We start from the raw sequence: 24,262 nt of genomic DNA, 5'->3' as shown, positions 1-24,262 counted from the left end.
GGGTGACGGGGGGATGATACAGCCCCTCGCCTGCCTCATTTCGGCCTTCCGATTTCGATGAACAAACAACGCCTGATCCCGCTCATCGTAGCCACCGCCCTGTTCATGGAGAACATGGACTCGACGGTGATCGCGACCTCGCTGCCGGCGATCGCGGCCGATATCGGCACCAGCCCGCTGACGCTGAAGCTTGCGATCACGTCCTATCTGCTGTCGCTGGCGGTGTTCATTCCAGCGAGCGGCTGGACCGCCGACCGGTTCGGCGCGCGGATGGTGTTTTCCATCGCCATCGGCGTCTTCATGCTGGGATCGATAGGCTGCGCGCTGTCGACCTCGGTCACGCACTTCGTGATCGCGCGCATCCTGCAGGGTCTCGGCGGCGCCATGATGACACCGGTCGGGCGGCTGGTGCTGCTGCGCTCGATCGACAAGAGCGCGCTGGTCAATGCGATGGCGTGGGTGACGGTGCCGGCGCTGATCGGCCCGGTGATCGGTCCGCCGCTCGGCGGCTTCATCACCACCTATTTCTCCTGGCACTGGATCTTCCTGATCAACATCCCGATCGGGCTGCTCGGCGTCTACATGGCAATGAAATACATCGACCCGATCCGCAGCGAGGATCCCGAGCGCTTCGACCTCAAGGGGCTGCTGCTGGCAGGCATCGGGCTGGCCGGCATTGCCTTCGGCCTCTCGGTCGCCGGCCTCAACCTCTTGCCATGGACGATCGTCGCCGGCCTCGTTGCCATCGGCTCGATCTCGATGACGCTTTACGTCGTGCATGCGCGGAAGACGAGATCGCCGGTGCTGGACTTTGCGATGCTGCGGCTGCCGACGCTGCGCGCCGCGATCATCGGCGGCTTCCTGTTCCGGCTCGGCATCGGCGCGTTGCCGTTTTTGCTGCCGCTGTTGATGCAGGTCGGCTTCGGCCTTTCCCCGTTCCAGTCCGGCCTCGTGACCTTCTCCTCCGCGGTCGGCGCCATGGGCATGAAGACGCTGGCGGCGCGCATCATCCGCACCTTCGGCTTTCGCAACATGATGACGATCAATGCCGTCGTCAGTTCGGTCTTGCTGGGGGCCTGCGCGCTGTTCACGGTAACGACGCCGCTGCTGCTGATCTTCCTTATCCTCGTGGTCGGCGGCTTCTTCCGCTCGCTGCAATTCACTGCGATCAACACCGTCGCCTATGCCGAGGTCGAACCGGCGCAGATGAGCCGCGCCACCACGCTGGTCAGCGTCAACCAGCAATTGGCGGTTTCCGCCGGCGTCGCGGTCGGCGCGTTCTCGGTGGAAACCAACCTCGCCCTGCATCACGCCACCGAACTGACGGCCGGCGTATTCGGGCCGGCCTTCATCGTTGTCGCGATCATTTCGGCGGTGTCGTCGTATTTCTTCTGGCAGATGCCCGACGATGCCGGCCACGAGATTTCGGGGCGCCAGGCGGTCGAGATTTCCAGCCGCAAGGGCGCGGCAAGCGCCGCGGTGAAGGCTGCCACCGAAGATAGCCAGGACGCACGGGACCAGCGATTGGGGTAGAATGATCCCCAGCGTCGTACCCGGAGGACGTTCGCGCAAAATGCCGAAAGAGACGATGACACCCCCTTTCATTCCCCAAATCTCGCTTTACCGCCGTTGGCTCGCCGATCAACGCGGCCTCATCTTCCAGGATTACGAGGCGATGCGGCGATGGTCGGTTACCGACCTCGACGCCTTCTGGCAAAGCATCTGGGACTATTTTGACCTGCAATCGCCGACGCCGCACCGCGCGGTGCTGGCGCAGCGCAAGATGCCGGGCGCGGTCTGGTTTCCGGGGGCGCAGGTCAATTACGCACGCCAGGTCATGCGGCATGTCGCGGCGGCGGATGCCGCAGGCCAGCCTGCGATCGTCAGTAGCGGCGAAGACGGCGTGCTGACGGAGACAAGCTGGCCCGAATTGCGCCGCACGGTCGCAGCGCTCGCCCTTCATCTGAAGGCCCAAGGCGTCGGCGCCGGCGATCGGGTCGCCGCCTACCTTCCGAACATCCCCGAGACCATCATCGCCTTCCTCGCCACCGCGAGCATCGGCGCGATCTGGAGCGTCTGTGCGCCCGACATGGGCGCGCCCGCGGTGATCGATCGCTTCAAGCAGATCGAGCCGAAGGTGCTGATTGCCACCGACAGCGTCATTTATGCCGGACGCCGGCATGACCGGCGTCCGGTCGTCGAGGAATTGCGCCGGTCGCTTCCGACCGTTAAGCATTTCATTTTGCATGGCGACGCCGCCGACGGCGCGCCGGCTTCCGGGCCTCTGCTGTCAAATATCCTCGCAGGCAAAGGCCGCGAGATCGACGCCTTCGAACCGGTGTGGCTGCCGTTCGATCATCCGCTCTGGATCGTTTACTCCAGCGGCACCACCGGGCTTCCGAAACCGATCGTTCACGGCCACGGCGGCGTCATGGTCGTGGTGCTGCCGCTCAACGTGCTGCACAACGATATCGGTTGCAGCTACCAGCCGAATTCGCTCGGTGAACGCTTCCACTGGTACAGCTCGACCGGCTGGATCATGTGGAACTGCCAGGTCAATGCCCTGCTCGCCGGCACGACGTGCTGCATCTTCGACGGCAGCCCCGGCGGATCGAAGGAAAAGCCGGACTGGACCACGCTGTGGCGTTTCGTATCCGACACCAAGACGACGTTCTTCGGCGCCGGCGCGGCCTTCTTCGCCAGTTGCGCCAAAGCCGAAATCGACCTCGCCGCCGTCGGCGATCTCTCACGATTGCGCGCGCTCGGATCGACCGGCTCGCCGCTCGCCAGGGATACCCAGGATTGGTTCAGTGAGCGCTTCGCCGCGCTGTCGTCGGTCAACGGCAACCCGGCGCAGGCCGAAATGCGCTGGGCGAACATGTCGGGCGGCACCGACTTCGCCGGCGCCTTCATCGGCGCCAATCCCGAATTGCCGCAGGCCGCCGGCACCATGCAGTGCCGGCTGCTCGGGTGCGCCGTCGAAGCCTTCGACGAACAGGGCCGCGCCGTCATCGACGAGGTCGGCGAACTCGTCTGCACCGAACCGTTGCCCTCGATGCCGCTGCGCTTCTGGAACGACGACGGCGACGTCCGCTACCGCGGCAGCTATTTCGAGACCTATCCCGACAATTTCGACGGCACCGGCCGGGGCGCGGTCTGGCGTCATGGCGACTGGCTCAAGATCGGCGCCGACGGCACCTGCACGATCTACGGCCGCAGCGACGCGACCATCAACCGGCACGGCCTGCGGATGGGAACGAGCGAACTCTATTCCGCGATCGAAGCCCTGCCGGAAGTACTGGATTCGATGGTCGTCGACCTCGAATATCTCGGCCGCGAAAGCTACATGCCGCTGTTCGTGATGTTGCGCGACGGCGTGACGCTGGACCGCGCGATGCAGGCGCGGATCAATGCTGCGATCGAGGCGAGCCTGTCGCGCCGGTTCCTTCCCAACGAAATCATCGCCGTTCCCGAGATTCCACGAACGCTGTCGGGAAAGAAGCAGGAATTGCCGATCAAGAAATTGCTGCTCGGCCAGCCGCTTGAGAAGGTCATCAACAAGGACGCGATGGCCAATCCAGGATGCCTGGATTGGTATCTGGCGTTTGCCAACGATCGCTTCAAGGAGACGCGAGCGCGATCGGACACAGGCTGAATCCAGTCGTGCCCCTTACCTCGCTCACCCGAACTGGGATAGCTTCGGCGCCCACGAGGGAACGCATCATGAAACTTCACCGCCGTAAATTCCTTGAACTCGCAGGCGCCGTTGCCGCTGCGCCGGCCTTTGCGCAGTTCGCCTCGGCGGATGATTATCCGGCGCGGCCGGTGCGCATCGTCGCCGGTTTTGCCGCCGGCGGCGGGGTCGACATCACCGCACGCCTGATCGGCCAGTGGTTGACCGAGCATCTCGGCCAATCCTTTGTCACGGAGAACAGGGCTGGCGCCGGCGGCAATATCGGCACCGAGGCCGTCGTGACCGCGGCGCCCGACGGCTATACGCTGCTGCTGGCCACCGTCCCGAACGCGGTCAACGCCTCGCTGTACGAAAAACTCAACTTCAATTTCATCCGCGACATCGTGCCGGTCGCCGGCATCATCCGCGTGCCGATGGTCATCCTGCTAAATCCATCGGTGCCGGCCACCAATGTTCCCGAGTTCATCAGCTATGCAAAAGCCAATCCGGGCAAGGTGAACATGGCCTCGGCCGGCAATGGCAGCGCACCGCACATGGCCGGCGAGTTGTTCAAGATGATGGCAGGCGTCAATTTGGTGCACGTCCCCTATCGCGGCCAGGGGCCGGCGCTGACCGATCTGCTAGGCGGCGAGGTGCAGGTGCTGTTCGCGACCGCGCCCGGCACCACGGATTACATCAGGACCGGCAAGCTGCGGGCACTCGCGGTGACGTCGGCCGCGCGCGCGGAAGTGTTGCCGGAATTGCCGCCGGTCGGGGATTTCGTGCCGGGCTACGAAACCAGCCAATGGTACGGCATGTGCGCGCCGAAAAAGACGCCGCAGGACATCGTCGACAGGCTCAACAAGGAAATCAATACCGCGATCGCCGAGCCCGCGATGAAGGCCCGGCTGGCCGCGCTTGGCGGCGAGCCGCTGCCGGGCTCGCCCGCCGAGTTCGGCAAACTGATCGCGGAGGAAACCGAAAAATGGGCCAGGGTGGTCCGCGCCGCCGGCATCAAGCCGGAGTAAAACGGAAGGCCTACACCCACCGGGCGGCCCGGCGCCGCGATCACCGCACGATCCGGCCGGGGATACGCGCGGCGCGGTCGATCTCCTTTTCTTTCCACGCGGTGAAACCGAGAAAGCCGTCGCTGTTTGCGGCCATGGCGCTGATCATCGGCGGCATCACGCTCGGCATCGTGGCCGACGGCCGCCTGATCCAAGCAGCCGCGCCCGTCAGACCGTAATCGCTGGGGCTGCGCCTACGCTCCGGGCCCAGGCACCGGATGCGACGGCCCGCCGCCAAACATCCGGCGATAAAAAATCCACCTGAGAGTCAGAAAGCGAACGGAAGCGCCAACGCTGGTAGGCCATACCTTTTGGCAGGCCGGGCGCGCGAGGGAACGCACCGGCCCATTGTCGAAATAGGGGATCGTTCCCGGCTCCGTCCCAGGCCACCAAGTGCCTCGGAACGGTTCGGAATGCAAATCGGACTGCCGTGCTTTGATTCAGTTTCGTTTGAAAGGATGAAAACCCGTGAATGACGCCAATACGAATGCCGAAGTGAAAGCCGACCCGTCGAACCCGAAACCCGGCTTTCAGCTGCCGCTTTTCCCGATGCCCGGGATATTCGGTGGGATCGCCCAGCAGAACGCGGCGCGGGCGAAGGAACACTACGAGAAGATGAAGGCTGCCTCGGGAGAGATCGCCGACATTCTCCGGGAAGCCTATTCGACCAACACCAAGGGAGCTGCGGACTACGGGGCCAAGGTCATCGAGATCTCGTCCGTCAACACCAGCTCCGCTTTCGATTTCCTGACCCTCCTCATGGGCACCAAGTCGCTGTCGGAAATCGTCCAGCTATCAGCCACGCACAGCCGCAAGAACTACGAAACCACGTCCGCGCAGAGTAAGGAGCTTTGGGAACTCGCCCGAAAAGTCGCGACCGAGACCGCCGAGCCGGTCAAGAAGAGCCTTACCAGGGTCTTGCAGAAGGCCTCGTAATCGTACTTTTGCAGGCTGCCGGGATCGGCTGGACCAAGCACCTCCCGCGAGAAGAGGTGCAATCCAGTCGATTGCGACCGGACATGGGATGGAAACAAGCCGGGAGGAGTCCAAGGTGGGTATCGTCATGATCAAATGTCCGCAAACGGGACGCGCAATTCCGACGGGCATGAAAGCGGACCGCGAGAAGTTTCGATGCAGCACGGTGTTCTTTGCGCGCACCTATTGTTCGATCTGCCAGGCCAATCACGAATGGTTCGCCAGGGAGGCCTGGGTTTACGAGCCGGTCAAGGTCGCGCAAAGGCGCATGCTGCTGACAGGTTAAATGAGCGTCCGGCGATCCACCGGGGGCGTTGAGCCCGTGCGGCATTTAATCAGTGGCCCCTTGGCCGTTCGCTGGTCGCCCCGTGCGGCCGCGTGCCCCGCGGCGCTTCACCCGCCTTGGCCAACAGGGGATCGCGGATAAGGGGAGTTTTGGGCACCGGCGCGCCGTGAACGGGAGGCTTCATTTCTTCCGGTGAAACAATACGCTCGATTCTGCGCCGCATGACCTCGTAGCACTCGCATGCCACGGCCTCGAGCCGCGGCCGGTCGATCTCGATCAAGCCCCGCCGATTGGATCGGATAGCACGCAAGGTCCGGAGCTTGTGCACGGCATGCGTCACCGTTGTTCGTCGCACGCCAAGCAATTCGGAAAGCGCCTCCTGGGTCAACGGCAGGAAGTTGCCGTCGGTTTGATCGTGGATGTGGAGCAACCACCGGGCCATGCGGGCCTCGACCGAGTGCAGCGCATTGCAGGCGGCGACGTGCTGGAATTGTGCCAACAGCGCCCAGGCGTGGGTCTGAACCGCGTTTTTGAGGGCGCTGCTGCGGCTGAGCGCCGCCTGAAATCGCGTCGGAGAAATATGCAATGCGGTCCCGGCTATGCGTACGACCGCCGTCATCGGAGAGAGAGAGGAATCCAGCGCTGACAGCATGCCGACGGCTCCCTCATTCCCGACGACCGCGGTTGCGACCGTTTGTCCGTTCGGCATGTCCATGATGAACGCGATCGTCCCGCTGCGGGGGAAATAAATCTGTTCGATCGGATCTCCCGATCGCACCAGCACGGCGTCGCGTTCAAGCGATACTTTCCGCAAATGAGGCGCAAGCAAATCGAAATCTGCCGGCGGCAACGCAGCTAACAGTCGATTACCAACCCTGGACCTCTGCTCCATCACGGGAATCTCCTTCCCTCGACGGACGCGCGGCTCCACTATCCCTGCCTGGCGCCAGGTCATGCGGATATGACGGACCGCGCCTGAGATTTGAAATGCGCCGCGCGGCATAAAGTTCCAATGGAAAGATTGCGGCTCGCCAGCCGACCGTTTTCACCCGCCGGACGACCCCGACTGCCAGACGCCGCCCATGACGCCGGCGAAACTGGCGCTCAGGCTCGATTGGCCTGCCCGCGAAATCCCATCGCCAGCACGTAGCGTTCCGAAGAGTCCTGCCGGCTCGATGCCGGTTTGACATGCTTGACGGTGGCAAAATCGCGCTTGAGCTCGGTCATCAGCGTCGCATCGGCGCCGCTTTGAAACACCTTGGCCAGGAACGTGCCGCCGGGATTGAGCACATCGGCGGCAAAGGCGGCCGCGCCTTCGACGAGGCCAATAATGCGAAGCTGATCGGTCTTGCGATGCCCGGTGGTGTTGCCGGCCATGTCGGACATCACGACGTCGGCGCGGCCGCCCATCATCGCCAGCAATTTCCCGGGCGCGTCCTCGGCCAGGAAATCGAGCTGCGCAAAGCTGACGCCTGGGATCTCCGGCATTTCCAAGAGATCGATCGCGACCACCTTGCCCTTGCCATTGGCCGCGCCGACGCGCTTGGCCGCGATCTGGCTCCAGCCGCCGGGCGCGGCGCCGAGGTCGACCACAGCGATGCCCTGCTTGAGAAAGTGGTATTTGTCGTCGATCTCGATCAGCTTGTAGGCCGCGCGCGAGCGCAGGCCGTCACGCTTGGCCTGCGCCACATAGGGATCGTTGAGTTGCCGCTCCAGCCAGAGTTTTGACGACAGCTTGCGCTTGCCACCGCTCTTGACCGTGACGTGCAACCGGCCGGTGGTATCTTTCGCCATATCGGTTCTTGCTTGACTGGATGATGTTGTCACGAACGGGGCCTCATGGTTCGAGACGCACGGCTTCGCCGCGCTCCTCACCATGAGGGTGTGGGAGACCTCATCCTGAGGAGCGGCGTAAGCCGCGTCTCGAAGGATGAAGCCACCGAACTTGAAGACGCTCTAGCACGCCCTGAGCGCGCCGTCCTCGCGCATCATCTCGACCAGCATGCCCTCGCGCAGGCCGCGGTCGGCGACGCGCAGGCGCGGCATCGGGAACGCGTCGCGGACGGCGTCGAGAATGGCGCAGCCGGCCAGCACCAGATCGGCGCGCTCGACGCTGATGCAATTGTTGTTGGCGCGTTCCCGGTAGCTCATGGCGAGCAGCCGCGCGATGACCGCGGTCACGTCGGCATCGTTCATCCAGATGCCGTCGATGCGGCGGCGGTCGTAGCGCATCAGGTTCAGATGGACGCCGGCCAGCGTCGTGACCGTGCCGGACGTGCCCAGCATGTGCATGTCGCGCAAATCGGCGCCGTGTTCGGCCGCGAACGGCACCACGTATTGCGCGACCTCCTCGACCATGCGCGCATAGGATTCCGGCGTCACGTCCTTGCCGCCGAAATGCTCGGCCAGCGTGACGACGCCGTGCGGGATCGACATCCACGCCTTGATGCGCGGCGCCGCGTCGTGCGCGTCCGGATCGCGCTCGATCCGGACCAGTTCGGTCGATCCGCCGCCGATATCGAACAAAATCGCGCCGCGGCCCTTTTGGTCGAGCAGCGGCGAGCAGCCGATCACGGCCAGCGTTGCTTCGGTCTCGCGATCGATCACTTCCAGCTTGATGCCGGTTTCGCTCTCCACCCGCTCCCGAAAATGGTCGGCATTGTCGGCCGCACGGCAGGCTTCGGTGGCGATCAGCCGCAGCCGGCGCGCCCTGCGGTAGCGGATCTTGTCGCTGCAGATACTCAAAGCCGCGATCGCGCGTTCGATCGCGGCTTCGCTGATGGAACCGGTCGCGGAAATGCCCTCGCCCAAGCGGATGATCCGCGAAAACGAATCGACCACGCGGAACCCGTCCCCGGAGGGACTGGCGATCAGCAGCCGGCAGTTATTGGTGCCAAGGTCGAGCGCGGCGTAAACGCCGTTCTCAACCCCCGCCGCAGTCAGCCCTGACGGGCTTTCGCGGGCCGAAAGGCCGTCGCGAAGCCGCGTGTCATCCTTCATCAAAACTGTCTTTCCGCTGGCCTCAAGGCGGCCCGCCGAAGAATTAGTGTTCACGGAAACTTTAGCAGCGCCAAGGGCCTAAGCAACAACCCATCACATAGGACTATGCCCAATCAGGCGTTGTCGTGGGGGTATCGGTGCGTTATCTGGTCGGAAGCCCACGGAACCCCGCGCAAATCAGGGCATTTCAGGTAATTTTCCATGCAAGATCATACGTCTCCCGCCTCCCTCGAAAACGCTATCGCACTGCAAAAATACGGTGTGGGACAGCCGGTCCGCCGCAAGGAGGACGACACGCTGGTGCGCGGCAAGGGCAAATATACCGACGATTTCGTGGCTCCCGGACAGGCCTATTGCTGGATGGTGCGCTCCAGCCATGCCCACGGCCTCATCAAGGGTATCGACACCACGGCGGCCAAGGCGATGCCTGGCGTGCTCGGCGTCTACACCGGCAAGGACCTTGCGGCCGCCAATTACAACCCCTTCACCTGCGGTCTGCCGCTGAAGAGCCGCGACGGCTCGCCGCTGTTGCAGACCAATCGCTTCGCGCTATCGACCGACAAGGTGCGCTTCGTCGGCGATCCCGTTGCTTTTGTCGTGGCGGAAACGCTGGCGCAGGCGCGCGACGCCGCCGAAGCGGTCGAACTCGACATCGAGCCGCTTCCCGCCGTGACCAACGCGGCGGAGGCCGCCAAACCCGGCGCGCCGCTGCTTTACGATCACATCCCCGGCAACGTCGCGCTCGATTACCACTATGGCGACACCGCCAAGATCGACGCCGCCTTTGCCGCCGCCGCGCATGTCACAAAACTCGATATCGTCAACACTCGCGTCGCCGTGGTGTCGATGGAACCGCGCGTGGCACTGGCGGCCTATGACAAGGCCGGCGAACGCTACACGCTGCAGGTCCCGACCCAAGGCGTCTCCGGCAACAAGGTGACGCTGGCGAAGATTTTGAACGTGCCGAACGACAAGGTCCGCATCCTCACCGCCAATGTCGGCGGCTCCTTCGGCATGAAGAACGTCAACTACCCCGAATATACCTGCATCCTGCACGCGGCGAAGGTGCTGGGCCGTCCGGTGAAGTGGACCGACGAGCGCTCTACCAGTTTTCTCTCCGACAGTCAGGGCCGTGCCCAGATCATCCACGCCGAACTGGCGCTGGATGCGGAAGGAAAATTCCTCGCCGTCCGTCTCAAGGGTTACGGCAATCTCGGCGCCTACATCACCGGCGTGGCGCCGGGACCGCTGTCGCTCAACACCGCAAAAAATCTCGCCAGCGTCTACCGCACGCCGCTGCTCGGCGTCGACATCAAGACGGTGTTGACCAACACCACGCTGATGGGCGCCTATCGCGGCGCCGGACGGCCCGAGGCCAATTACTACATGGAGCGGCTGATCGATCGCGCCGCCGACGAGATGGGCATCAACCGCCTGACCTTGCGCAAGCGCAACTTCATCAAGCCGACGCAGTTTCCGTTCCCGGCGTCGTCGGGCGTCACCTATGACAGCGGCGATTTCGCCGGCGTGTTCAACAAAGCGCTGGAGATTTCCGATCACGCCAACTTTGCCAAACGCAAAAAGGAAAGCCGCAAGAACGGCAAGCTGCGCGGCATTGCGGTCGGTTCCTATCTCGAAGTCACCGCACCGCCGAGTGGCGAACTCGGCAAGATCAATTTCGAGCCGGATGGTTCGGTCAAGCTGACCACCGGCACGCTGGATTACGGCCAGGGTCACGCCACGCCGTTCGCGCAGGTGCTATCCGCGCAACTCGGCGTTCCCTTCGAAAAGATCACGATCGAGCAGAACGACAGCGATCTCGTTCGTTTCGGCAACGGCACCGGCGGCTCGCGCTCGATCACGGCGACGGGTCAGGCGATCGTCGAGGCTTCGGCGCTGGTGGTCGCCAAGGGCAAGCAGGCGGCCTCGCATCTTTTGGAGGCCTCCGAAGGCGATATCGAATTCTCGGGCGGCCGGTTCACCATTGCCGGCACCGACCGGTCGATCGGCATCATGGAACTGGCGCAGCGGCTGCGCGACGGCAAGGTACCCGAGGGCGTGCCGCCGTCGCTCGACGTCGATCACGCGACCAAGGACACGCCGTCGACGTTCCCCAATGGCTGCCATGTAGCGGAAGTCGAGATCGATCCCGATACCGGCGTGACGCGGATCGTGCGCTACACCGGCGTCAACGACTTCGGCACCATCGTCAATCCGTTGATCGTCGCCGGCCAGTTGCATGGCGGCGTCGCCCAGGGCATCGGCCAGGCGCTGATGGAAGAAGTCAGCTACGACGACAGCGGCCAGCCCATCACCGGCTCGTTCATGGATTACGCGATGCCGCGCGCGGAAGACATTCCGCTGATGGAAGTCGACGACCACCCCTCGCCGGCGAAATCCAATCCCTTGGGCACCAAGGGCTGCGGCGAAGCCGGCTGCGCCGGTAGCCTCGTATGCATCGTCAACGCGGTGATCGACGCGCTGTCCGAATACGGCATCACGCACATCAACATGCCGCTGACGCCGGAACGGGTCTGGCGCGCGATCGAGGATGCGAAGAAGGCGAAGGCGGCCTGACGTTTGCCCGTCACCGGCTTCGAGTAGCGCGAACCCTCTCCACGTCATGGCCAGGCTTGTCCCTGGCATGACGAACAACAAGCAGTCGTCGCGTTTCTACCCCTACGCCGCCGCCTGCTCTCTTGGCTGGTAGATCGCAATGTGCTGGCAATGCGCCAGCGGGGTGTTGCCGTTGCCGACCACCAGCGCATCGAGTTCGACGAAGCGGTGGCCCTTCTTGTCGTAATTGCCGGTAACCCGCGCACGCGCCGTGAGTTCGTCGCCGATCCCGGCTGCGGAGAGCAGTCGCATCCGCGTTCCCACGTGAATCCAGGGCCCGAGAACGGCGTTATCGACCAGCACCATGTTCATCACCCGCGGCAACAGACCGGGATGGCCGAGCCCTTCCCGCGCATAGATGGTTTCGGTCTCGCGAATGTCGGTGCGATATTCCGTTGCAGCGTCACCCGCCCAGGTGCGCGGCACCGCCCCCAGCCACTTGCCCACCTCGTAGGAGTTGGCGTCGACCGGTTTGCGCTCCGCGACGGCCGCGACGGCCTCGAAATCCGTCAGCGAAAACGAAGGCTGCGATGCCGGCAGCGACGCACTGCCGGTGGCGCAGAGCTCGCCACAGCTGTGCACCTCGATCGACAGCACGCCGTTACTCTCCTCACCGGCGAGCTCGGCGATCTCGCCGTCATAGACCGGCTTGACGAAGCGGGCCTCGATCAGGCCGCGCTCGAGGAAGGCGCGGCCCCATTTTTCGACCGGCAGGTGCATCATATAGGCCATGACGTCGACGCCGGGGACCAGCCCGCCGCTGAAACCGAAGCGCCGTGCGACGGTATCGTCGTGGATCTTGTTTTCGGACTGTTTTGAGGTGTTGTAGGCCAAGACGCGGTAGGTTTGCCGGCTGCCCATATGCCTGTTTCCCCTTATTTCGGTGGCTTTTCTGACCACAATGGTACGCGAACAATGAACCGTGGCAAGGCCCTGCGTTTTCCTCGCAATTTTCCGTCCGATGGAGTACACGCGGGCCTCTGAACGAGCCTCCGGAACTGATGACATCAAGCCCACCGATCACCCGCATCTATATCGACGCCGACGCCTGCCCGGTGAAGGAAGAGATCTACCGCGTCGCTGAACGGCATGGCCTGCCGGTCAGCGTGGTGGCGGGGAATTTCATTCGCGTGCCGCAGGATCCGTCGATCGAGCGCATCGCGGCCGGTTCCGGCATGGACGCCGCCGATGACTGGATCGCCGAGCGCGCCGGCAAGGGCGATATCGTCATTACCTCGGATATCCCGCTCGCGAGCCGCTGCGTCAAAGCCGGCGCCGAAGTGATCGCGCCGAATGGCAAACCGTTCTCGGAGGAATCGATCGGCATGACACTGGCGGTGCGCAACCTGATGACGGACTTGCGTTCATCCGGTGAGGTGACGGGCGGCCCGAAGGCGTTCGCACCGCGCGACCGCTCGACCTTCCTGTCGGCGCTCGACCAGACCATCCGCCGCATCCAGCGCCAGCGGGCGCAACAGCCCGCGCCGAACCAGAATTGAGTTAAGACCATGGCGCCGCCCCTGATCCAGTTGAAAGATATCAAGCTGACCTTTGGCGGCACGCCGCTGTTGTCCGGCGTCGAATTGTCGGTCTCGTCCGGCGAGCGCGTCTGCCTGATCGGCCGCAACGGCTCCGGCAAGTCGACGCTGCTCAAGATCGCGGCCGGTCTGGTCGAACCCGACAGCGGCAGCCGCTTCGTGCAGCCCGGCGCCACCGTCCGTTATCTGCCGCAGGAGCCGGATTTTTCCGGTTTCGCCACCACGCTGGCCTATGTCGAGGCCGGGCTCAATCCGGGCGACGATCATTATCAGGCGCGATATCTGGTGGAACAGCTTGGGCTCACCGGCAACGAAGATCCCGCGCACATCTCCGGCGGCGAGGCCCGCCGCACGGCGCTGGCGCGGGTGCTGGCGCCCTCGCCCGACATCCTGCTGCTGGACGAGCCGACCAACCATCTCGATCTCACGACCATCGAGTGGCTGGAAGGCGAACTGGAAAGCCGCCGCTGTGCGCTTGTCATCATCAGCCATGACCGCCGCTTCCTCTCGAACCTGTCGCGCTCCACCGCCTGGCTCGATCGCGGCCAGATCAAGCAGATCGACCGCGGCTTCAGCGCCTTCGAATCCTGGCGCGACGAGGTGCTGGCCGAGGAAGAACGCGACCAGCACAAGCTCGACCGCAAGATCGTCAACGAGGAGCACTGGCTGCGCTACGGCGTCTCCGGCCGCCGCAAGCGCAACGTCAAGCGGCTCGGCAATCTCTATGCGCTGCGCGACCAGCGCCGGGATTATCGCAGCGCGACCGGCAACGCCAATCTTGCGGCGGCCGAGGCCGACAAGTCCGGCAAACTGGTGATCGAGGCCAAGAACATCAGCAGGTCCTATGGCGATCGCAAGATCGTCGACGGCTTCTCGATCCGCGTCCAGCGCGGCGACCGCATCGGCATCGTCGGTCCCAACGGCGCCGGCAAGACCACGCTGATCGACATGCTGACCGGCGGCAGCCCGCCCGACAGCGGCATGATTCGGCTTGGCGCCAATATCGAGATGGCGACGCTGGACCAGCACCGCGAAAGCCTCGATCCCAAATCGACGCTGGCGGATGCCCTGACCGGTGGCGGCAGCGATCACGTCATGATCGGCGGCAAGCCGAAGCACGTGGTCAGCTACATGAAGGACTTTCTGTTCGCGCAGGAACAGATGCGCACGCCGCTGGAGGTGCTGTCCGGCGGCGAGCGCGGCCGGCTGATGCTGGCGCGGTCGCTGGCAAAGGCTTCCAACCTGCTGGTACTGGACGAGCCGACCAACGATCTCGATCTCGAAACCCTCGACGTGCTCGAGGAAATGCTCGGCGACTACGACGGCACCGTGATCCTGATCAGCCACGACCGCGATTTCCTCGATCGCGTCGTGACCTCGGTGATCGCCCCCGAAGGCGACGGCCGCTGGGTCGAATATGCCGGGGGCTACACCGACATGCTGGCGCAGCGCGGCGCGGACTTGAAACGCGAGGCGGTGAAAGTCGCCGAGGAAAAACGAGAATTGAAGACCGGAGCGCCCTCGACTGCATCGAAACGACGGCTGAATTTTAACGAAAAGCACGCGCTGGAAACGCTGCCGAAGGCGATCGCGAAATTGCAGGCCGAAATTGCAAAACAGCACCGCCTTCTCGACGATCCCGACCTCTACAAGAAGAATCGCAAGAAATTCGACCAGGCTTCCGATGCGCTGACGAAGGCGCAGAAGGAACTGGCCGAGGCCGAAGACAAATGGCTGGAGCTCGAAGTGCTCCGCGAAGAAATAGAGCAGGCTTAACCCATGACCACACCCCTCGCCGCCAAAATCGCCCGGGAATACGGCACCCCCTGCGCCGTCATCGACATGGACCGCGTCGAGGCCAATATCGCGCGCATCCAGGCCGCCTGCGATGCCGCTGGTGTCGCCAATCGCCCGCATATCAAGACCCACAAGAGTCCGCTGCTCGCGACCATGCAGATTGCGGCCGGCGCCAAGGGCATCACCTGCCAGAAACTCGGCGAGGCCGAGGTGATGGCCGACGCCGGGATCAACGACATCCTGATCAGCTACAATCTGCTGGGCGACGAGAAGATGGCCCGGCTCGGCGCGCTGCAGGCCAAGGCCAACATGACGGTGGCCGCCGACAATTCGGTCGTGGTCGGATATCTGCCGAAAGCCGCCGCCGCATCGGGCCGTCCGCTATCGGTCGTGGTCGAATGCGACACCGGCCGCAAACGCGCCGGCGTCGAGACGCCGGCGGAAGCCATCGCGCTCGCGCGCGAAATCGCGGCCTCAAAAGGACTGACTTTCGCGGGCTTCATGCTGTACCCGACCGAAACCGGCTGGGCGGACGCGCAGAAATTCTTCGATGAGGCGCTGGCTGGCGTCCGCGCGCATGGGCTCGATGCCGCGATGGTTTCGACCGGCGGCACGCCGAACCTGAAAAACGTCGGCAAGCTCAAGGGCGCCACCGAGCACCGGCCCGGCACCTACATCTACAACGACCGCATGCAGGTCGCCGCCGGCGTCGCGTCGTGGGACGATTGCGCGCTGAACATCTATTCCACCGTCGTCAGCCGCGCCGGTCCCGATCGCGGCATCCTGGACGCCGGCTCCAAGACGCTGACCTCGGATACCGGCGGCGGGCTCGAGGGCCACGGCCTGATCCTCGAGCATCCCGAAGCGAAGATCGCGCGCTTTGCCGAGGAGCATGGTTTTCTCGATCTCGCGCGCAGCAATACCCGCCCGAATATCGGCGACGTCGTCCGCATCGTGCCCAACCATGTCTGCGTCGTCGTCAACATGATGGACGAAGTGGTGATGGTGCGCGGCGACGAGATCGTTGGCACGCTGCCGGTGGCGGCAAGAGGGAAGTTGCGGTAGGTGCGGTAGCTTTCTGCCGTCATTGCGAGGAGCCAACGGGTCGCGCGAATGCGCGCCCGACGACAGGCTCCGCGACGAAGAAATCCATAATTGCTTCCTTTACCGCGCGATGGATTGCTTCGCTTCGCTCGCAATGACGGGGTTAGATTTTTCGCGGAAGCCACTTCAGCGCGCCCCTGCCCGCCGCAGCCCCCGTGGCAAAGGATGCTTGCAGCAGATAGCCGCCGGTCGGGGCTTCCCAGTCGAGCATTTCGCCGGCCGCAAAGATGCCGGGCAAGCGGCGGATCATGAAATCGGTGTCGAGTTCGTCGAAGGATATACCGCCAGCGGTGGAGATCGCACGCGCAATGGGTGCGACGCCGTTGAGTTCGATCGGTACGGCGTTGATCAGGCGCGCGAGATCGGCCGGTGACAGCGAGGCGAGCGACAGGCCGGACGATATCGCCGTTTCCTGCAACAGGCCTATGGCGACAGGTGACAGATGCGCGGCCTTGCGCAGGAAATTGGAGAGCGATTGCTTGCCTTTCGGCGCGGAGAGCCGTGCGATCAGGTCGCTTGGCTCGAGATCGGGACGTAGCGCGATATGCAGCGTGGCCCGCCCCGCCTTCAAGATCGCCTCGCGCAACTCGGCCGACAACGCATAGACCGCGCCGCCTTCAATGCCGGTGCGGGTGACAATCGCCTCGCCGCGCACGGTGTGCATTCCGAACGTCAGCGCGCCCCCCTTAAGTGGCTGGCCTTCAAAACGATCGCGAAAAATGTCGGACCAGGCGACGGTGACGCCGGAATTGGCCGGCCGTAGCGGCGATACACGCACACCCTTCGCGGTCAGTATCTCGACCCAGGATCCGTCCGATCCGAGCCGCGGCCAGCTGGCGCCGCCGAGCGCCAGTACGGTCGCGGTGGCATCGATGACGCGCGGTCCATCCGGCGTTTGAAACAGCAGCCGGCCGCTCTCGTCCCAGCCGGTCCAGCGGTGACGCAGCGCGAACTGCACGCCTGCCGAATCCAGCCGCCGCAGCCACGCCCGCAGCAAGGGCGAAGCCTTGAACGCCTTTGGAAACACCCGGCCGCTGGAGCCGACGAAAGTCGGCTGCCCCAGCGCCTCGCTCCAGTCGCGCAAAGCTTGCGGCGGAAACGCCTCGACCGCGGCCTTGAGATGGGGCGTCGCTTCGGGGTACCGCGCGAGAAATTGCGGCAGGGGCTCGCTATGCGTGAGATTGAGCCCGCCGCGCCCGGCCATCAGGAATTTGCGACCGGCCGACGGCATCGAATCATAGACGGTGACGCGCGCGCCGCCTTGCGCCAAGACTTCGGCGGCCATCAGCCCCGCGGGGCCAGCGCCGATGACGGTGACCTGTGAACTTGTCACGCTCCCGGTCAAGAAGAACTCCCTCGCAGCATACGAGACCTCATCCTGAGGAGCGGCCACTTGGCCGCGTCTCGAAGGATGGACCGTCCACCCTCATGGTTCGAGACGCGCGAAGACGCGCTCCTCACCATGAGGTCACCACTGATCCGCCTGCGCCTACAGCTTGATCCCCGCCCGCGCCGCCGCCTGCCCGACATATTTCTGGGTCTGCTCGAACGCGCCCTGCAGCGCCTTGGCGGTCGACATGTCGCCGATGGCGGCAAAATTCGCCGCGATCGCGTCGGGGGTCCAGTCGGACTGGGCCAGATTGATGCCCTCGGTCTCGACCACCTTGATCACCGCGAACGAGCCGGCGCCCGCGCCCATGATGGTGCGGGTCGGCGCGTCCTCGCTGAGCAGAAATTCCACCGCCGGCGTGATCGCCTCGGGGCGCATCAGCGCCAGCGCCTGCGGCGGCAGCAGTTCCTCGGTCATGCGGGTCGCGGCGGTCGGCGAGATGGTGTTGACGCGGATGTTGTTCTTGCGGCCTTCCTCGGCCAGCACGTTCATCAGGCCGATCATGCCGGCTTTGGCGGCTCCGTAATTGGCCTGGCCGAAATTGCCGAACAGCCCCGACGACGAGGTGGTCAGCACGATGCGCCCATAGTTGCGCTCGCGCATGCCATCCCACACCGCCTTGCAACAGTAAAACGTGCCGACGAGATGGACATCGAGCACCTTGGCAAAGTCGGCGATGTCCATTTTCGCAAACGACTTGTCGCGGAGAATGCCGGCATTGGCACATAGGAGATCGACGCTGCCCCACTCCTTCGTAGCCCGCTCGACCATCGCCGTGACTTGTCCGAACTTCGAGACGTCGGCGCCGTCGGCCATCGCCGTGCCGCCGGCTTTGCGGATTTCCTCGACCACGGTTTCGGCCGGCGTCAGCGAGCCGCCGGTGCCGTCACGCGCACCGCCGAAATCGTTGACCACGACCTTGGCGCCGCGGCTGGCGAGCCCCAGCGCATGCGCCCGTCCAAGACCATTGCCCGCGCCGGTGACGATGGCGACGCGTCCGTCAAACCTGATTGTCATCTGTCAAATTCCTGGATTTGGGTTCTTTCGTCATGCCCGGCCTTGTGCCGGGCATCCACGTCTTTTTGATTGCGGCATCAAACAAGACGTCGATGGCCGGGACAAGCCCGGCCATGACGGGTGTGTGTGTTAAGCAAAATAAATCAGCCCGATCCAGTCGGCGACCAAAGCGGGCTTGTCCTCGCCCTCGATCTCGACGGTGACATGGGTGCGCGACTGCAATTCCCTAGGCTTGCGCAACGTAGCTTCCGTCAGCCTAAAGCGGCCGCGGACGCGCGAGCCGGCCCTGACCGGGGAGATGAAGCGCAGCTTGTCGAAACCGTAGTTGACGCCCATCGCCGTGCCCTCGATCACCGGCATCACCTCATAGGACATGATGGACATCAGCGACATCGTCAGAAAGCCGTGGGCGATCGTGGTGCCGAACGCGGTTTCCTTGCTCGCCCGCTCGGGATCGACGTGGATGAACTGATGGTCCTCGATCACGTCGGCATAGACGTTGATCCGGTTCTGATCGACCAGATGCCACGACGAGACGCCGATCTCCTTGCCGACCATGTTCTGATAGGCCTCAAACGAGACCGGCGGTTTCTTCCAGACTTCATTCATTATTCAAGTCTCCGACCCGGCGGTGCGCACTTTCTGCAGCTCCGGGAATTGTTCCTCGCGGAACTCCTGTCCGCGCAACGCATCGCTTCTGACATCGTCATGTTCGAGCCGGCGCAACTGCACGCGGCGGATTTTTCCGGAAATCGTCTTCGGCAGCTCGGTGACGAGTTCGATTTTTCGGATCCGCTTGAACGGCGCCAGCCGGGTGTGCAAATGCCTGAAGATCGACAGCGCCGTTTCCGGCGTCCGCTCGACACCGGCAACCAAAAGCACATAGGCCTTGGGGATAGCAAGCCGGATCGGATCGGGGCTCGGCACAACCGCGGCTTCCGCGACCGATTCATGCTCGAGCAGCACGCTTTCCAGCTCGAACGGGCTGATGCGGTAGTCGGAGGATTTGAAGACGTCGTCGGAGCGGCCGACGAAAGTCAGGTAGCCCTCGTCGTCAGCGAACACGACGTCGCCGCTGCGATAGAGGTCGCCGTCGGCGCCGGATAACTTGCCGTCCTCGCCCTGGTAACCCTGCATCAGGCCGGCGGGCCTGTCCGCGCCGAGCACCAGCGTGACCTCGCCCTCTTTGGTCACATGGCCATCATGGTCGGTGATCTGGACGCAATAGCCCGGCAACGGCCGGCCCATCGATCCGACCTTGACCTTCTGTCCCGGCGAATTGCCGGCCAGCGCGGTGGTTTCGGTCTGGCCGTAACCGTCGCGGATGGTCAGGCCCCAGGCGCTGCGCACCTGATCGATCACTTCGGGGTTGAGCGGCTCGCCGGCGCCGCAGACTTCACGCAGAGCGACCTTGAAAGTCGCGAGCTTCTCCTGAATGAACAGCCGCCACACCGTCGGCGGCGCGCACAGCGTGGTGACGCCGCAGCGGCCGATGGTCGCAAGCAACGCCTTGGCGTCGAAGCGCAACTGGTTGACCACGAACACGGTGGCACCGGCATTCCACGGCGCGAAGAAGCAGCTCCAGGCATGCTTGGCCCAGCCCGGCGAGGAAATGTTGAGATGCACGTCGCCGGGCTGCAGCCCGAGCCAGAACATCGTCGACAGCCCGCCGACGGGATAACTGCGTTGGCTGTGCCGCACCAGTTTTGGTTTTGCCGTGGTGCCCGAGGTGAAATACAGCAGCATCGGATCTTCGGCCTGGGTCGGGCCATCCGGCGTAAAGGTCGCGGAAGCGCTTGCCGCCGCTTCGAACGGCAACCAGCCTTCATGCTTCGACGTTGCGCCGACCACGATACGAACCAGATGGTCGCCGCCGAGGCCGGCGAATTTCGCGACCTGGTCCTGGCTCGCCACCACCACCTTCGCCCGGCCGCGATCGAGCCGGTCGCGTAGTTCGTCCGGCGTCAGCAGCGTGGTGGCGGGGATCACGACGACGCCGAGCTTAATCGCCGCCAGCATGGTCTCCCACAGCGGCACGACATTGCCCAGCAACAGCAGCAGATGATCGCCGCGCTTCAACCCCTGCGCGCGCAGGAAATTCGCCACCTGATTGGAACGGCGCGACAACGCCGAAAACGAGAGTTTTGTTTCCTTGTCGTTGCCGGCATCGACGATCCACAGCGCCGGGCGATCCCGGCTGTCCGCGTTGTGCGCCAGCTCGGCATCGAACCAGTCCAGCGCCCAGTTGAACGGCACCGGATCGGGCCAGCGGAATCCCTTTACCGCGGCATCGTAGTCGGCGCGGTGTTTGAGCAGAAAGGCACGCGCTTCCTGGAAAGTCGTCATGTTAAGCCCTGAACGGTCGCTCCGCGTTTACAGCCGTCATCCTGAGGAGCCGCGTCTACGCGGCGTCTCGAAGGATGGACCACATACACCCAACCCTGTCATCCTTCGAGGCTCGCAAGCGCTCGCACCTCAGAATGACGCCGGAAAATCACTTTCCGGCGAGGCTCCGAACGTGCTGGATAATTCCGGAAAAGTCGACCCCGCCGTTTCCGGCGGCATCGAACGCCTTGTAGATCTCCTGCGCGTGCTTGCCGAGCGGCGTTGCCGCCCCGACCGCCTTGGCCGCATCCTGCGCCAGCGTCAAGTCCTTCACCATCAGCGCCGAGGCGAAACCGGGCTTGTAGCCGTTATTGGCGGGCGACGTCGGCACCGGACCGGGAACCGGACAGTAAGACGTCAGCGCCCAGCACTGCCCTGACGAGGTCGAGGCGACGTCGAACAGCGCCTGGTGCGACAGGCCGAGCTTCTCCGCGAGCGAAAATGCTTCGCCGACCCCGATCATGGAAATGGCAAGGATCATGTTGTTGCAGATTTTCGCCGCCTGACCTGCGCCGGCGGCGCCGCAATGCACGAGTTTCTTGCCAATGTTTTCCAGCACGGGTTTTGCCGCCGCGAAAGCCTTGTCCTCGCCGCCGCACATAAAGGTCAGCGTCGCGCCCTTGGCGCCGCCAGTGCCGCCGGACACCGGGGCGTCGACCGACGCCATGCCGTGCTTGGCGGCGAGCGCATGCGCCGCTTTGGCGCTTTCAACGTCGATGGTCGAGCAATCGATGATCAGCGCCCCCTTCGCCATGGACGGAACGACATCGGTCCAGACCGAAATCACGTGCTTGCCTGCGGGCAGCATCGTGATCACGGTGTCGGCGCCCTTCACGGCCGCCGCCGCGCTGTCGGCGATCGCAGCGCCATCGCTGCTGGCCTGATTTTTGGAGGCTTCGACCAGATCGAACGCGGTCACCTTGTGGCCGGCCTTGACCAGATTGGCCGCCATCGGGCCGCCCATATTGCCGAGGCCAATGAATGCGATATTTGCCATCTCGATTTCCTCCGGGACGTTTCTGGTTTGATTTAGCCGAATTTCAGTTCGTCGGCGCCGATCTCGGCGAAATAGGGTGCGACCATTTCCGGCGTCACATCCTCAATCCGCGGCGGCGACCATTTTGGACTGCGGTCCTTGTCGATCACGGCGGCGCGCACCCCTTCGCGAAAGTCGTCGCTGGCAAAAACTTCCAGCGCCGCGCGATATTCCCGCACCAGGCACTCTTCCAGCGACGACGACGCCCGCGCCAGCCGCAGCAGTTTGAGCGTTACCACCATGCCGCGCGGCGATTTCTCGTTCAGCGTCTTCAATGTGGATTGTGCCAGCTCGGAGCCGTCGCGCTGGAGTGCTGCGACGATATCTTCCATCCGGTCATGCCCGAACCAGGCATCGATCTTCGCCTGGTTGGCAGCGACAGGACCCGAGGCCGCACCGGTCGCAAAAACGTCGATGAGGGTTTTGACGTCGCTGGAGGTTGTCCCCGGCCGCACTTTGGTGAGCGCCTCGCGCAACGCCGCCAACGTGCCCGACGGCACCACAGCATCGGCGAACCGCGCATAGATCGCGTCGGGGCCATTCATGGTCTGCCCGGTCAACCCAAAATAAGTGCCGATCTCGCCCGGCGAATGCGACAGCAGCCAGGTGCCGCCGACATCGGGAAAGAAGCCGAGGCCGACTTCCGGCATCGCCAGTTTTGTCTTCTCGGTCACGACGCGATGGGCACTATGGGCTGACAGGCCAACGCCGCCGCCCATTACGATGCCGTCCATGAAGGCCACATAGGGCTTTGGAAACCTGGCGATGCGGTCGTTGAGGATGTATTCCTCGCGCCAAAGGATCTTGCCGAGATCGCCCTTGACCTTCGAGCTTTCCCAGAGCGCGCGGATATCGCCGCCGGCGCAGAGGCCGCGTTCGCCGGCGCCTTCGAGCACGATCACGGCCACCTCGGGATCGGCCTCGAAACGATCGAGCGCCTTGTCGATGTCACGGAACATCTCCAGCGTCACCGCATTGATCGTCTTCGGTCGATTCAGCCGGATGATACCGGCAGAACCTTCGCGCCGCGCGATCAGGTCGCCTTCGGATTCGGTGATGGCAGCAGCGGCGATCATCGCGTTCCCTCGATCAGTTTTCGCGAGACGATCAGCCGCATGATTTCGTTGGTCCCTTCCAGGATCTGGTGCACGCGCAAATCGCGGACGATCTTTTCGATGCCGTATTCGCTGAGATAGCCATAGCCGCCGTGCAATTGCAGCGCCTGATTGGCGACTTCAAAGCCGACATCTGTACCGAAACGCTTGGCCATCGCGCACAGCATGGTCGCATCCGCGTCCTTGCGGTCGAGCGCGGCAGCCGCGCGCCACACAAAGGTGCGCGCCGCCTCCAGCTCGGTCGCCATGTCGGCCAGGCGAAACTGCAGCGCCTGGAATTCGTCGAGGCGTTTTCCGAACGCCTTGCGCTCTTTCATGTAGGCGAGCGATTTGTCGAGCGCGTTTTGCGCGCCGCCGAGCGAGCACGCCGCGATATTGATGCGGCCGCCGTCGAGGCCGGCCATCGCGATCTTGAAGCCAATGCCCTCCTCGCCGAGTCTGTTTTCAACGGGGACGCGGGCATTCTCAAAAATCACCGCGCGGGTCGGCTGCGCATTCCAGCCCATCTTGCGTTCGTTGGCGCCAAACGAGAGGCCGGGCGTGTCGCCGTCGATTACCAGCGTCGAGATGCCGCCGGGGCCGTCGGCGCCGGTCCGCACCATCACGACATAGACGTCGCCCTTGCCGGCGCCGGAGATGAACTGTTTTTGGCCGTTGAGCACGTAATGATCGCCGTCGCGCACCGCGCGGGTGCGCAGCGCCGCGGCGTCCGAGCCGGAGCCCGGCTCGGTCAGGCAGTAGCTGGCCAACAGCTCCATGGTGCAGAGCTTCGGCAACCACTTTTGGCGCTGGGTGTCATTGCCATAGGCGTCGATCATCCACGACGCCATGTTGTGGATCGAGATGAACGCCGACACCGTCGGACAACCCTGCGCCAGCGCCTCGAAGATCAACGCCGCGTCGAACCGCGTCAGCGCCGAACCGCCGACGTCATCCCTGATATAGACGCCGCCCATGCCGAGCTTGGCGGCCTCTCGCATCACGTCGACCGGAAAATGCTTCTCCTCGTCCCAGCGGACCGCATGCGGCGCGATTTTTTCCGCGGCGAATTCCCGCGCCATATCGCGAACCGCAATCTGGTCCTCGTTGAGAGCGAATTGCATTTGTTATCCGCGCCTACCTGATACAGCGTTTCCCTGGTTTCGCATCATATCGATACCATTTCTCAACCTCATCCTGAGGAGCATCGCGTAGCGATGCGTCTCGAAGGATGGCCACAGGCAACGACCGTGCAAGCCGCCATCCTTCGAGACGCGCGCAAAA

General features: G+C 63.9%; 20 protein-coding genes and 1 pseudogene. 10 read left to right on the top strand and 11 right to left on the bottom strand.

Annotation, left to right across the window (positions count from 1 at the left end; translation table 11 throughout):
- Positions 1 to 57: 57 nt before the first annotated feature.
- From V1289_RS42360 to V1289_RS42335, 6 genes are all read left to right on the top strand, one after another.
- The gene (locus tag V1289_RS42360) at positions 58 to 1,533 is read left to right on the top strand and encodes a DHA2 family efflux MFS transporter permease subunit (RefSeq protein WP_334405368.1); all 1,476 of its coding nucleotides are present in this window, start codon (positions 58 to 60) and stop codon (positions 1,531 to 1,533) included.
- A 55-nt stretch (positions 1,534 to 1,588) separates the two neighbouring features.
- Positions 1,589 to 3,655 (top strand): acetoacetate--CoA ligase, encoded by a 2,067-nt coding sequence (locus tag V1289_RS42355; protein WP_334405366.1) that lies wholly within the window; start codon positions 1,589 to 1,591, stop codon positions 3,653 to 3,655.
- 68 nt (positions 3,656 to 3,723) lie between these two features.
- Positions 3,724 to 4,701 (top strand): Bug family tripartite tricarboxylate transporter substrate binding protein, encoded by a 978-nt coding sequence (locus V1289_RS42350; protein ID WP_334405364.1) that lies wholly within the window; start codon positions 3,724 to 3,726, stop codon positions 4,699 to 4,701.
- Positions 4,659 to 4,919: a hypothetical protein gene (locus tag V1289_RS42345; RefSeq protein ID WP_334405362.1), complete on the top strand. Its 261-nt coding sequence runs from the start codon at positions 4,659 to 4,661 to the stop codon at positions 4,917 to 4,919. The genes V1289_RS42350 and V1289_RS42345 overlap by 43 nt, the downstream gene beginning before the upstream one ends.
- 289 nt (positions 4,920 to 5,208) lie before the next feature.
- Complete coding sequence (locus V1289_RS42340) at positions 5,209 to 5,676, top strand: phasin (protein ID WP_334405360.1); 468 nt, start codon at positions 5,209 to 5,211, stop codon at positions 5,674 to 5,676.
- Positions 5,677 to 5,791: 115 nt separating this feature from the next.
- Positions 5,792 to 6,001 carry a hypothetical protein gene (locus V1289_RS42335; RefSeq protein WP_309184324.1) on the top strand — a complete coding sequence of 70 codons (210 nt, stop codon included), beginning with the start codon at positions 5,792 to 5,794 and terminating at the stop codon, positions 5,999 to 6,001.
- Positions 6,002 to 6,050: 49 nt separating this feature from the next.
- On the opposite strand, the gene V1289_RS42330 is transcribed toward V1289_RS42335, so the two are convergent.
- The 3 genes from V1289_RS42330 to V1289_RS42320 form a co-directional block, all read right to left on the bottom strand.
- The gene (locus V1289_RS42330; protein WP_334405356.1) at positions 6,051 to 6,896 is read right to left on the bottom strand and encodes a Crp/Fnr family transcriptional regulator; all 846 of its coding nucleotides are present in this window, start codon (positions 6,894 to 6,896) and stop codon (positions 6,051 to 6,053) included.
- A 209-nt stretch (positions 6,897 to 7,105) separates the two neighbouring features.
- Positions 7,106 to 7,795: an RlmE family RNA methyltransferase gene (locus V1289_RS42325; RefSeq protein WP_334405354.1), complete on the bottom strand. Its 690-nt coding sequence runs from the start codon at positions 7,793 to 7,795 to the stop codon at positions 7,106 to 7,108.
- A gap of 162 nt (positions 7,796 to 7,957) precedes the next feature.
- Positions 7,958 to 9,001, bottom strand: coding sequence for a Ppx/GppA phosphatase family protein (locus V1289_RS42320; protein WP_334405352.1), 1,044 nt, complete (start codon positions 8,999 to 9,001; stop codon positions 7,958 to 7,960).
- A 201-nt stretch (positions 9,002 to 9,202) separates the two neighbouring features.
- Between V1289_RS42320 and V1289_RS42315 the strand changes: the two genes are divergently transcribed.
- Positions 9,203 to 11,578 (top strand): xanthine dehydrogenase family protein molybdopterin-binding subunit, encoded by a 2,376-nt coding sequence (locus V1289_RS42315; protein WP_334405350.1) that lies wholly within the window; start codon positions 9,203 to 9,205, stop codon positions 11,576 to 11,578.
- Between the two features lie 102 nt (positions 11,579 to 11,680).
- Here V1289_RS42315 and V1289_RS42310 read toward each other — a convergent pair whose 3' ends face one another.
- The gene (locus tag V1289_RS42310) at positions 11,681 to 12,478 is read right to left on the bottom strand and encodes a hypothetical protein (RefSeq protein ID WP_334405349.1); all 798 of its coding nucleotides are present in this window, start codon (positions 12,476 to 12,478) and stop codon (positions 11,681 to 11,683) included.
- Between the two features lie 140 nt (positions 12,479 to 12,618).
- On the opposite strand from V1289_RS42310, the gene V1289_RS42305 reads away from it, so the two are divergent.
- From V1289_RS42305 to V1289_RS42295, 3 genes are read left to right on the top strand one after another with little or no spacing between them, the layout of a single operon-like run.
- The gene (locus V1289_RS42305) at positions 12,619 to 13,116 is read left to right on the top strand and encodes a YaiI/YqxD family protein (protein ID WP_334405347.1); all 498 of its coding nucleotides are present in this window, start codon (positions 12,619 to 12,621) and stop codon (positions 13,114 to 13,116) included.
- 9 nt (positions 13,117 to 13,125) lie between these two features.
- Entirely contained in the window at positions 13,126 to 14,931 is a 1,806-nt protein-coding gene (locus V1289_RS42300; RefSeq protein ID WP_334405345.1) for an ABC-F family ATP-binding cassette domain-containing protein, read from the top strand.
- 3 nt (positions 14,932 to 14,934) lie between these two features.
- Positions 14,935 to 16,017: a D-TA family PLP-dependent enzyme gene (locus V1289_RS42295; RefSeq protein ID WP_334405343.1), complete on the top strand. Its 1,083-nt coding sequence runs from the start codon at positions 14,935 to 14,937 to the stop codon at positions 16,015 to 16,017.
- A 142-nt stretch (positions 16,018 to 16,159) separates the two neighbouring features.
- Here V1289_RS42295 and V1289_RS42290 read toward each other — a convergent pair whose 3' ends face one another.
- From V1289_RS42290 to V1289_RS42260, 7 genes and pseudogenes are all read right to left on the bottom strand, one after another.
- The gene (locus tag V1289_RS42290) at positions 16,160 to 17,401 is read right to left on the bottom strand and encodes an NAD(P)/FAD-dependent oxidoreductase (protein ID WP_334405341.1); all 1,242 of its coding nucleotides are present in this window, start codon (positions 17,399 to 17,401) and stop codon (positions 16,160 to 16,162) included.
- Positions 17,402 to 17,545: 144 nt separating this feature from the next.
- Positions 17,546 to 18,463, bottom strand: a complete 918-nt coding sequence (locus V1289_RS42285) for an SDR family NAD(P)-dependent oxidoreductase (protein WP_334405339.1) — start codon at positions 18,461 to 18,463, stop codon at positions 17,546 to 17,548.
- A 129-nt stretch (positions 18,464 to 18,592) separates the two neighbouring features.
- Positions 18,593 to 19,072: a MaoC family dehydratase gene (locus V1289_RS42280; protein ID WP_334405338.1), complete on the bottom strand. Its 480-nt coding sequence runs from the start codon at positions 19,070 to 19,072 to the stop codon at positions 18,593 to 18,595.
- 3 nt (positions 19,073 to 19,075) lie between these two features.
- Complete coding sequence (locus V1289_RS42275) at positions 19,076 to 20,809, bottom strand: AMP-binding protein (RefSeq protein WP_334405336.1); 1,734 nt, start codon at positions 20,807 to 20,809, stop codon at positions 19,076 to 19,078.
- A 148-nt stretch (positions 20,810 to 20,957) separates the two neighbouring features.
- Positions 20,958 to 21,914: pseudogene (gene mmsB, locus V1289_RS42270) on the bottom strand (3-hydroxyisobutyrate dehydrogenase); the annotation flags it as partial.
- The gene (locus tag V1289_RS42265; protein ID WP_334405334.1) at positions 21,878 to 22,960 is read right to left on the bottom strand and encodes an enoyl-CoA hydratase/isomerase family protein; all 1,083 of its coding nucleotides are present in this window, start codon (positions 22,958 to 22,960) and stop codon (positions 21,878 to 21,880) included. The gene V1289_RS42265 and the pseudogene mmsB, both read right to left, overlap by 37 nt.
- On the bottom strand, positions 22,957 to 24,102 hold the full coding sequence (locus tag V1289_RS42260) for an isobutyryl-CoA dehydrogenase (RefSeq protein WP_334405332.1): 1,146 nt from the start codon (positions 24,100 to 24,102) through the stop codon (positions 22,957 to 22,959). The genes V1289_RS42265 and V1289_RS42260 overlap by 4 nt, the downstream gene beginning before the upstream one ends.
- Positions 24,103 to 24,262 lie beyond the last annotated feature (160 nt).

This window comes from Bradyrhizobium sp. AZCC 2289 (assembly GCF_036924615.1).
Classification (GTDB): Bacteria; Pseudomonadota; Alphaproteobacteria; order Rhizobiales; family Xanthobacteraceae; genus Bradyrhizobium.
This window is presented reverse-complemented; position numbering and strand designations above follow the sequence as displayed.